Here is a 6000-nt window from a genome sequence, read left to right as displayed (position 1 = left end):
TGAACGAACAAGGAAAGCATTTGATCAAGATTGATAAATGGTACCCATCTACACAAACTTGTTCGCATTGTGGAAATACAAAGCCGATGCCTATGAATATTCGGACATACACTTGTTCGTGCGGGGTGAATCTCGATAGAGATTACAATTCGGCTCTCAACATCAAAAAAGAAGGAATTCGGCTATTAGCACTGCTCTGATGAATATAAACTCTTGGAACAAGAGGGTTAGCTTGGTCTATTTCGTCAGCTAACAAAAGTGGCGATTACCCAAGAAGCCCCCACTTCAAGCGACCCGTAAGGGTGGTAAGTGGAGGGTAGTTCACTGATATGTATATCCTTTTCAGTTAACAGTAATGTAACAGCAGAGGCCCCAACAGAAATTGAATTATCTAATGGAGAGATAGTGAAGGTTTTCTTTGAAGGCGGTGCTGATCGTTACAGGTATGAAGTTGAGTTCGAAAATGGTCATAAATATTATTATGAACAAACAGGAAATACGGGACATGGCGGTGGCTCTGGAAACTTAACAATGGAAGAGATGGATTTGGGAGAAGAGGCAATTGATAAATATAAACAATTAAATCAGGATACTACCATATCCCCTAATAACTCATGGGGGAATCCATTAGGTATAGTAATCATTTTAGTAGGTTTATTCATGACGATATTTCCCTATGCAGCTTGGTATCTAGAAATAGGTTGGAAATTACGTGAGTCTCACCCTAGTGATCTTGCATTAATTGCGGATCGACTTGGTGGTATCTTAGCTTCAATAATAGGGGTGTTTGTCTTATTGTAATTAATAATTTGAAATCATGTCATCAAGTAAACAATTATTATTGAGCTTAATTGAACTCTTAAAGAGGAGGAGATGTGATATTTGGGATCGATATTGGTATTTATAATAAGCTTATTACTCAGCTTTAGGTTTAAAAAATTAAGTTTCATTTTAATAGTAATAATTAGTGTGGCTATTGGAACTATTTATTCCGTGGTAATGGAGGATAGCGAAATAGCAGGAGTAGGAATTACGTTAGGAAGAGAACAAGATATTATTTTTAATAGTATTATTTCACTTTGTACGATTGGTTTTATTAGATTGGGCTCCATAGTGGGGCGAAAATTTAATAAGAATGACGGTAAGTTAAGAAGGTTATTTTCAGATAATGAAGATTTGACAGAAGAAGAAATAAAAGAACTGGAAAAATATCCTTCGGAGAATATGTTCGGAATGGCGGCACTAATCTTGGGAGGTGCTGGCTTTGCATTTGGCCCTCAAATTATAATTATTCCATTAGTTACATTGATTTTTGGTTTGGTAACACTTGAAACCTTTGATGAAAGAAGAGATGAAAATCGGTGGACTTCTTATATGGGGATCGCATTTTCTCTGATGGGAGTAGTTCTGAACATCATGGGTTATACCCATATACTAATGTAACTTGAAGTATCTTCTTAAAATCAAGTTCAAGGAATGGGGGTAATTGTTCCACAAAAAGGTTCCCCTAGCCAGTAAGTTTATCGGTGAATGGTGTTAAATGAAATGGCATCCAGAGGTGAGGTAGTTGTGATACATAAAAAAGCATTGATAATATCGTTAAGTATAATAGTAGTTATTTCTTTTCTCTCTGGTTGTGATAATAATGAGAAAAGCACGGGAAATAATTTTCACTTATCATTATCTGGGGAAAGCGAAAATTGGGAAGTTAACTCCTATGATATTTTGATTAAACCAGATATATTAAAAGCGGGAAATGGAAATCTAACTATAAAAAATAAAGCAGAGTTTAATACTGATTTTTTTAGTGTTAGGGTTCATGCTGTTATAGATAATGAAGATAGGGTCATTCAGGGAAAGTCCATCCAGGGAAGTGAATCAGATATAACTCAAACTTCCACAGGTGCAACTGAAGGTGGAACTTTTATTGATGAAGAGGGGAAATCTATTTCGCTTGAAAACATTAGTGATATTTATATGGTTATTGAATGGCAAGATATTAAGGGATCAAATAAAGAGGAGATAGATTTATTTGATCCAGATGTGAATTCTTAAATGAAGAAAAAGTAAGAAGAGTCCAGATAAAGTGAAAAATGTCAATTAAGCATGGAATTTAATTCAAAAGTATCTCGGGTTCGAATCTTATAGAAAAGGGGACATAAGCTGAATACCGTTTATTGGTATTCAGCTTATATATTCTTACCAATAGTTGTGTGAAACACTTGATTTGGGATAACCCGTATTTAATAATGAATGTTTCAAATTAATAGCTGGTTGGAGGCTTTGTGATGCAATTTATATTTAAGTCTATAAAAAATATGTTTTTAGATTTAATTTCAATGATTAGAGGTTTTACATACGGGTTCTTAATGGTTGGCTTATTTATTTTAGTTGTTGGTACTTTAATCTATGGTATTTTATATCTTAAAAATATCGTGTTGTGATAAGGATAATGTATAAATAATGGTTAATTATCTTGATATCAAGTCTTCATGCAAAGGGGCATACCTTAAACAAGGTATGCCCCTTACTGATAATATATATTGAGATATTGGGACTGATTTGAAATAATTGGTATGAAAAGAACGATGTCTATTAATTAATATTTTGAGGTGGATTGGGTGGAATACGCAGTTTCAATTACAGATATGTCTTATGCAGAAGAAATCGAAAGAAACGGACTACTCCTTTTAGAAAAACTTAACCATTTCTCACTTTCGCTTGAAGCCATAACTACTTTTGGATCCCCGAGGGGAATCATTTTTCATGATTTGAAATCGGCTACGGAGCTTTATTCAACAATCCCTCTCCCAGCATATACATCAAGAGACTTAATACATATTAACCCGCTGATAGATACATGGAAGGACATTTTTTTATCAACGACTAGAGGGCTTATAAAGGCTGAACAGTATTACAAGCATCTTTCGATAGATGATATTGCTGTTATTGCAGCGCATGAGTTAACTCACCATGCTGATTTTTTTCATTCTGAATTTGAAGATTGGGATGAAGAAGAAAACATGTGGTTTGAAGAAGGGATGTGTTTTTACATTCCACGAAAAATGATTTTATCAACGGACAAATTCAATGAAATTATGGAGGTTGAGCGTAGTTTAATTGAGTTATATAAGCCAGAATATGGAGAATACACGATCGATCTCTTTGGTGATTCTGGATATAGAGGTGGAAACGGGTTAGGTTACTCATCTGCTTTTTATGATTATTGGAGAAGTACTAATATCGTTAACTTATTAATTGAAAAATATTGTAATGGAGACATGAATAAGTTAATTGAATCCTATAAAAATTGGGTGAATAATTCTGCGGAGAGGAACCTCCAAAAGTTCTTTATTGATGACTTTCAACTATCTAAGCATGAAGCAAAGGCATTATGGCTGGACGTCTGATTAGCTAAATACTTTTTAAAATATCTTGAAATCGAATATTGTTGAATAGGGGGCAATTATTCAATAGGAGGTTTCGCCAACCCTTTTTGAGACTTAGGTGATAGGGAATTGTTAATCTTTTAGGAAGTTAAAGGGTGGAAAAATGAATATACTAAGCGAAGTATTGTTAGTAGTCGTCCTGATCATGTACTTCCTTTATTTTTCGGGGGAGTTTCAGGTTGGGTACTTGTAAAATTAATAAGTAGGATTTGGAGCTCAAAAAAATAGTTTCCCCAAAATTGTAATATGTCTCAAATTCGAGTCTTATAGAACTGGGGACGATCTGTAATAGTTGAGAAAAAGAAATTCGCTTGGAGGGTTTTAAATGGTTCAAATTAATGGGAAAAAAGTTCTTTTAAAGGAAGCAGCAGATACAGATATTGATGAGTTATATTTCTGGAAATATGAGGACAAGGAGCAGGAAGCTAAAAAATGGAATGGACCATACATAACTGAAGAAAAAATATCGAAAGCTGAATACATAAGTCATTGGGCACATGAAATTTACCCTGACATGCCTGCTTCTCTAGCTATATTAGTAGATGGTAAAACGATTGGTTACGTTGGCTCTTATTGGGTAGATAAAAATACGGATTGGTTAGATACAGGTATCGTTATCTATGATAAGAATTATTGGAATGGTGGCTACGGAAGTGAGGCCTATGAGCTTTGGATTGACCATATTTTCCAAAATACGGATTTACATCGCTTGGGAATGTCTACTTGGTCAGGAAATAGAAGAATGATTAAAGTTGCTGAGAAGTTAGGGATGAAAGAAGAGGCACGAATTAGAGAAGCCAGGAAAGTAAATGGCAATTATTTTGATGCTGTAAAAATGGGAATATTGCGCAGGGAATGGGATTTAACTAAAAACTAATAGAATGCTTCTGAATGAAAAAATGTATCGATTTAGAGTCTTCCTTCCGGTAAAGAAGGCAATTGTTCAAAATGCACAATCGTGTTTTTTCTAACGGAGAAGGATGGTTAAGTGATATAGAATGTCTGAGTTGTAATAAGGAGATGGGAATACAATGTCAAACTCCATGGAGGAGGAAAAATTCGCTGAAAATTATTTAGAATTTGAATGTTAACGTATCGGAGCGTTTTTGTTTAATATATTACTCGTCGTTCATACATAAGTACAGGTGTCACGAAGGTTAGCTTATGAAGTGTCGGAGCAGTTGGCTGAAAAAGTTTATCGGAGGAGATATCAATTAAAGATACATTAAAATATTTAATTTATTTTGTAGTTAGTCTGCTTATTATCCATTTAGCCATTAGTGTATGGACAGAGGAAGGGATAGAGTGGGTTACATTTATTGGGACGAGTCTCGGTGGGGTAATAGGGGTAGTAATTGTAAATATACTAAGTAAAGTCTTTCGGAAAAGCAATAATGAACTTTAAGAAATATTTAATCATACATAAATTAATGCTTTATATTATAAATTCACACAATACATCTCGAATTCGAGTTCTCAAAGAAAGGGAGCTATTAAATATTTGTTTATTACATCGACTTATTATTAACTCTAGGGAAGGAACGAAATAATTGAAAAAACCAGATAAGTTATCTAAAAAAGGAAAATATCAGCAAAGATTTGCGGTTATTTATTTAGTCCTCGCTTTATTTTTTGTAACAGTAGTGTTAGAGGATTATAACGTATTTCTAGTAGCAGCAATTACTGTATCACTTTATGTATTGGTGCAAGTATTAATAGGTATTTACATAAATAGGAAGGATACATAAGTTGGCATTATTCATTCTGTCTTGTCGTTAAGTTATCTAGAATTCAAGTCTTTGTGAATTGCTAACGGTTGTTCAATATCTATTAAAGCGATATTGATAACCAAATTGTCTCTGAAATAATTATGGTTGTTATTATTTAAGTCAGTAATATACCGATTTTATTAGCATTTGAGGTGAGAATCGTTATGTGGAATATTATTTATTTTTTATTCTTGGTTGCAATCTTATTTTTCATTAACTTAATAGTGAATGAATATTTTAGTAAGCACAAAAAAGCTTCTAAGAATTTGCTTGTTATCTCATTAATACAAGGGGGAATTATAAATGGAATCCTTTATGGTTTCCAATTAATCAATAACTTTACCTAACTGTTTGAGTAGACTAATGTTTCTTAAAAGAGATAATGGGACAATGTGCTTTTCTTATATCGTGAACCTGATATAAGGTAGAAGCCAGCTTTAATTATCTTGAAATCAAGTCTTAAGGAAATGGAAGCACTGATGCGTATAGGTCTCATTATACGAAATAAATCTTCTAACTCGACTGGAAGAGTGGTTTTTTAAAGGGTAAGAATCAATATCAAGAATTTTTTCATAGTCGTGATTGTAAGAATGAGATTCATCCATAAGATAAACAGTTAAAGAACTTATGCTAACAGAATGTGGGGCATCGAAAGTTTTATTGTGGTGTTCGGTATCTAAAGGATTTGCCTTTTAGCAAGGTAGTGATTGAATAATCTTTTCCTTTTTGAGGTTTTAAGTTTGAAATAGCTGCTGCTGTATCGGATGTACATGCCGTTAATA

7 protein-coding genes are annotated in these 6000 nt (G+C 33.6%); all 7 read left to right on the top strand.

Going from position 1 to position 6000, the window contains the following annotated elements; genetic code table 11:
• Positions 1 to 200: zinc ribbon domain-containing protein (locus BMZ06_RS10580; RefSeq protein ID WP_139205820.1), on the top strand; the 200-nt coding region annotated here is incomplete at its 5' end.
• A gap of 109 nt (positions 201 to 309) precedes the next feature.
• Complete coding sequence (locus BMZ06_RS10575; RefSeq protein WP_089752009.1) at positions 310 to 801, top strand: DUF6199 family natural product biosynthesis protein; 492 nt, start codon at positions 310 to 312, stop codon at positions 799 to 801.
• Between the two features lie 81 nt (positions 802 to 882).
• Entirely contained in the window at positions 883 to 1443 is a 561-nt protein-coding gene (locus BMZ06_RS10570) for a hypothetical protein (RefSeq protein ID WP_089752008.1), read from the top strand.
• 102 nt (positions 1444 to 1545) lie between these two features.
• The gene (locus BMZ06_RS10565; protein ID WP_245755997.1) at positions 1546 to 2055 is read left to right on the top strand and encodes a hypothetical protein; all 510 of its coding nucleotides are present in this window, start codon (positions 1546 to 1548) and stop codon (positions 2053 to 2055) included.
• Between the two features lie 566 nt (positions 2056 to 2621).
• Positions 2622 to 3410 (top strand): hypothetical protein, encoded by a 789-nt coding sequence (locus tag BMZ06_RS10560; RefSeq protein WP_175477866.1) that lies wholly within the window; start codon positions 2622 to 2624, stop codon positions 3408 to 3410.
• 364 nt (positions 3411 to 3774) lie between these two features.
• A complete protein-coding gene (locus BMZ06_RS10555; RefSeq protein WP_089752007.1) occupies positions 3775 to 4326 on the top strand; it encodes a GNAT family N-acetyltransferase in 552 nt (183 codons plus the stop codon).
• A gap of 673 nt (positions 4327 to 4999) precedes the next feature.
• The gene (locus tag BMZ06_RS10550; protein WP_089752006.1) at positions 5000 to 5197 is read left to right on the top strand and encodes a hypothetical protein; all 198 of its coding nucleotides are present in this window, start codon (positions 5000 to 5002) and stop codon (positions 5195 to 5197) included.
• Positions 5198 to 6000: the final 803 nt, after the last annotated feature.

The organism is Halobacillus alkaliphilus, from assembly GCF_900113125.1.
Taxonomy (GTDB): domain Bacteria; phylum Bacillota; class Bacilli; order Bacillales; family Halobacillaceae; genus Halobacillus; species Halobacillus alkaliphilus.
This window is presented reverse-complemented; position numbering and strand designations above follow the sequence as displayed.

Bases quoted from the DNA above. Each gene is read 5' to 3' on its own strand.
- BMZ06_RS10565 (WP_245755997.1), top strand. From the start codon at position 1,546: ATGGCATCCAGAGGTGAGGTAGTTGTGATACATAAAAAAGCATTGATA.
- BMZ06_RS10555 (WP_089752007.1), top strand. From the start codon at position 3,775: ATGGTTCAAATTAATGGGAAAAAAGTTCTTTTAAAGGAAGCAGCAGAT.